We start from the raw sequence: 2,813 nt of genomic DNA on the forward strand, positions 1-2,813 counted from the left end.
CTACCACGTGGACAACGCGGGCGACACGGTGATCGAGAGCGCCGGCCAGGGCACCGACAGCGTGATCAGTACCGTCGACCATACGCTGGCCGCAAACGTCGAGAACCTGACGCTGGTCGGAACGGGCAACGTCGACGGCATCGGCAACACGTTGGCGAACACGCTGGCCGGTAATGCCGGCAACAACGTGCTGACGGGCGGCGCCGGTAATGACATCTTCCGGTTCGATACCGCGCTCAATGCCAACACGAACCTCGACACCATTACCGACTTCGCGGCTGGAGTAGATGACATCCAGCTGGAGAATGCGATCTTCACGTCGCTGACCACGACGGGTGCGCTGAATGCAGGTTGGTTCATCAGTGGCGCCGGCATCACTGCCGCAGCCGACGCCAACGATTACCTGATCTACAACAGCACGACCGGCGCGCTGTACTACGATCAGGACGCCAACGGCGCCGGCGAGGCGGTGCAGTTCGCTACGCTGTCGGGAACCCCGTCGCTGTCGGCGTCGGACTTCCTCGTCAGCTGAGTTCGTCCGGAGCGGGCGGGGAGTTCAACCCCTGCCGGCAGTCCGACAATCGTTACCCAGACGCGCCGGGATATGTTTCCGGTGCGTCTATTTTTTTTGTTCGGCGCAGACCACTGTTTCGCTAAAGTGAAGGCTGTTCACGGTGACGTAACCGCACTGCTCAACGCTGGCATGCTCGACCGCACCGAAGACAGCCAGATCGCCTTTCCGTTTTAAGCCGTGAAGGTCGAGTTCCTGTTGCGCGCCGCCTATCGGCCGGATGTGGTGCTCACAGCCGGCGCTCGGCACGCAGCCGCCGCAGCACGCTCGCGCGATACCAGCGCGACAGCAGCGTCCGCAGCCCCGGCAGGCCGATCAGCCAAGCCAGCGGACGCAGCCGCGGCACGCGTGCCATCAGCACGATGTAGGCATCCAGCTCGCGCCGCACGCGCCCCTCGCCATCGCGCACGTGCAACTCGCGCAACGCCGTATCGGGGTCTATGCCCAGCGCGTGCAACTCCGCATCGCGCCCGGTGATATCCACCCAGCAAGTGTCCTCGCCCGCCTCGCCCGCCAGGCGCTCGTACTGCGCACGGTCTCGCACGCAGCGCGGGCACGCGCCATCGTAATAGACGGTAATCCGTTCCTCCCGCTCCGCCATCGACTCGCTCCGTGACCTCCACGCAGGTTTGACCGCCCTCCCCCGCCCTTCGTGCCGGGGGCAATATCGGCTACAGTCCTCCGGCATGCACCCTGCCACCGAAACCGTCGTGCTCGTACACGGCCTGTGGATGCACGGGCTCGTGTTCGGCCTCCTGCGTCGCCGCCTCGAACGCAGCGGCTTCCTCACGCACGCGTGGTCCTACCCCTCGGTGCGACAGGGCCTCGCTGCCAACGCGGACGCCTTGTCGCGCTTCCTCGCCGGCCTGCACGCCGACCCCATCCACCTCGTCGGCCACAGCCTGGGCGGCATCGTCATCGCCAACGCGCTCGGCCGCCATCCCGACGCACGCGTGCGCCGCTTCGTCCTCATGGGCCCGCCCTGGGCCGCATCGCGCAGCGCGACCGGGCTGCAGCGCGTTCCCGGCATTTCCGCCCTCATCGGCCGCTCGATGCGCGACTGGCTCCCCGCCGCGCGGCCGCAACTGCCCGGCGTCGAGATCGGCGTCATCTCGGGCAGCCGCCCGCTCGGGCTCGCCGGCGCCCTGGTCGGGCTGCCGCGGCCCCACGACGGCATCGTGATGGTCGATGAGACCCGCGTCGCCGGCGCACGTGACGCCATCACGCTGCACGTGAGCCACATGGAGATGCTCCTGTCCGCACGCTGCGCGGATCAGGTCGCAGCCTTCCTGCACACCGGTACGTTCACCCACGACGAGGCGGAAGGCCGCGCCAGGCAGGGCATCCAGCCCTGATCCGGGCACCCGGCCGACCTTCGTTCGCGGACTTTTGCTGCGCTGCACAAAATAGTTCTTGACGGGAGCTTCCTACTCGCTACAATGAAATTGTGCAATGCAGCAAAACCTGCCGGCAGCAGTGGGCCAGCAGACAACGACCCCCGCCCCAACAGGAGAAACACCATGAACGCCACGACCGAAACTTTCGCCAGCGCCTCGAAGAACGCCTTCGCCACCGTTGAAGCCTCCACCCGCAGCAGCTTTGCCACCTTCGAGCGCCTCGCTGCACTGAACATCAACGCCAGCCGCAGCGCCCTCGAAGACGGCATCGCGACCGTGCATGCGCTGCTGTCCGTGAAGACCCCGAACGAACTGGTGAGCGTGTCCGTAGCGCTGGTCCGCCCGACGGCCGAGAAGACGATGACCTGGTTCCGCAGCAGCTACGAGATCCTCGCCCAGGGCGTCGAAGAGGCCGCCGCGCCCTACGAAACCCAGTATGCGGAAGTGAACAAGGCCATCGGCGTCGCGCTCGAAAAGGCCGCCAAGTCCGCCCCGGTCGGCTCCGAAACGGCCGTTGCCGCGGTACAGTCGGCGATCGCCGCCGCCAACTCGGCCTACGACACCGTGAACAAGGCGACGCGCAAGGTCATCCAGTTCACCGAAGCCAACGTTGCGGCGACCACCCGCGCTGCCGTCGATGCGGTGAGCACGCCGGCCCCGACCAAGGCCAAGAAGTCGGCCTGATCGTCGGCCTGATCATCCGCGGGGCACTCCCCGCACGGCGGCCCCTGCCACACCGGGCCGCCCGCTCCGGCGCCTTCGGGCGCCGGAGTCGTTTCCGGTTATCCTTGCGCGCTCCCCCGCAGCACGCAACCCACTACAACAATGACGACCTCCCCCCGCGC

At 67.1% G+C, this 2,813-nt stretch carries 4 protein-coding genes; 3 read left to right on the forward strand and 1 reads right to left on the reverse strand.

Annotation, left to right across the window (positions count from 1 at the left end; all coding sequences use genetic code 11):
* Positions 1 to 532: M10 family metallopeptidase C-terminal domain-containing protein (locus GPA27_RS28090; RefSeq protein ID WP_169143700.1), on the forward strand; the 532-nt coding region annotated here is incomplete at its 5' end.
* A gap of 268 nt (positions 533 to 800) precedes the next feature.
* Here the strand turns inward: GPA27_RS28090 and GPA27_RS28095 are convergent.
* On the reverse strand, positions 801 to 1,172 hold the full coding sequence (locus GPA27_RS28095) for a thiol-disulfide oxidoreductase DCC family protein (RefSeq protein ID WP_169143701.1): 372 nt from the start codon (positions 1,170 to 1,172) through the stop codon (positions 801 to 803).
* Between the two features lie 85 nt (positions 1,173 to 1,257).
* Here GPA27_RS28095 and GPA27_RS28100 point away from each other — a divergent pair, with 85 nt between their 5' ends.
* The gene (locus GPA27_RS28100) at positions 1,258 to 1,926 is read left to right on the forward strand and encodes an esterase/lipase family protein (protein ID WP_169143702.1); all 669 of its coding nucleotides are present in this window, start codon (positions 1,258 to 1,260) and stop codon (positions 1,924 to 1,926) included.
* 165 nt (positions 1,927 to 2,091) lie between these two features.
* Entirely contained in the window at positions 2,092 to 2,652 is a 561-nt protein-coding gene (locus GPA27_RS28105; RefSeq protein ID WP_169143703.1) for a phasin family protein, read from the forward strand.
* Positions 2,653 to 2,813: the final 161 nt, after the last annotated feature.

The organism is Aromatoleum toluolicum (genome assembly GCF_012911005.2).
Classification (GTDB): Bacteria; Pseudomonadota; Gammaproteobacteria; order Burkholderiales; family Rhodocyclaceae; genus Aromatoleum; species Aromatoleum toluolicum.

Excerpts from the sequence above, each read along its gene's own strand:
- GPA27_RS28095 (WP_169143701.1), bottom strand. The coding sequence starts at position 1,172 with ATGGCGGAGCGGGAGGAACGGATTACCGTCTATTACGATGGCGCGTGC.
- GPA27_RS28100 (WP_169143702.1), top strand. The coding sequence starts at position 1,258 with ATGCACCCTGCCACCGAAACCGTCGTGCTCGTACACGGCCTGTGGATG.
- GPA27_RS28105 (WP_169143703.1), top strand. The coding sequence starts at position 2,092 with ATGAACGCCACGACCGAAACTTTCGCCAGCGCCTCGAAGAACGCCTTC.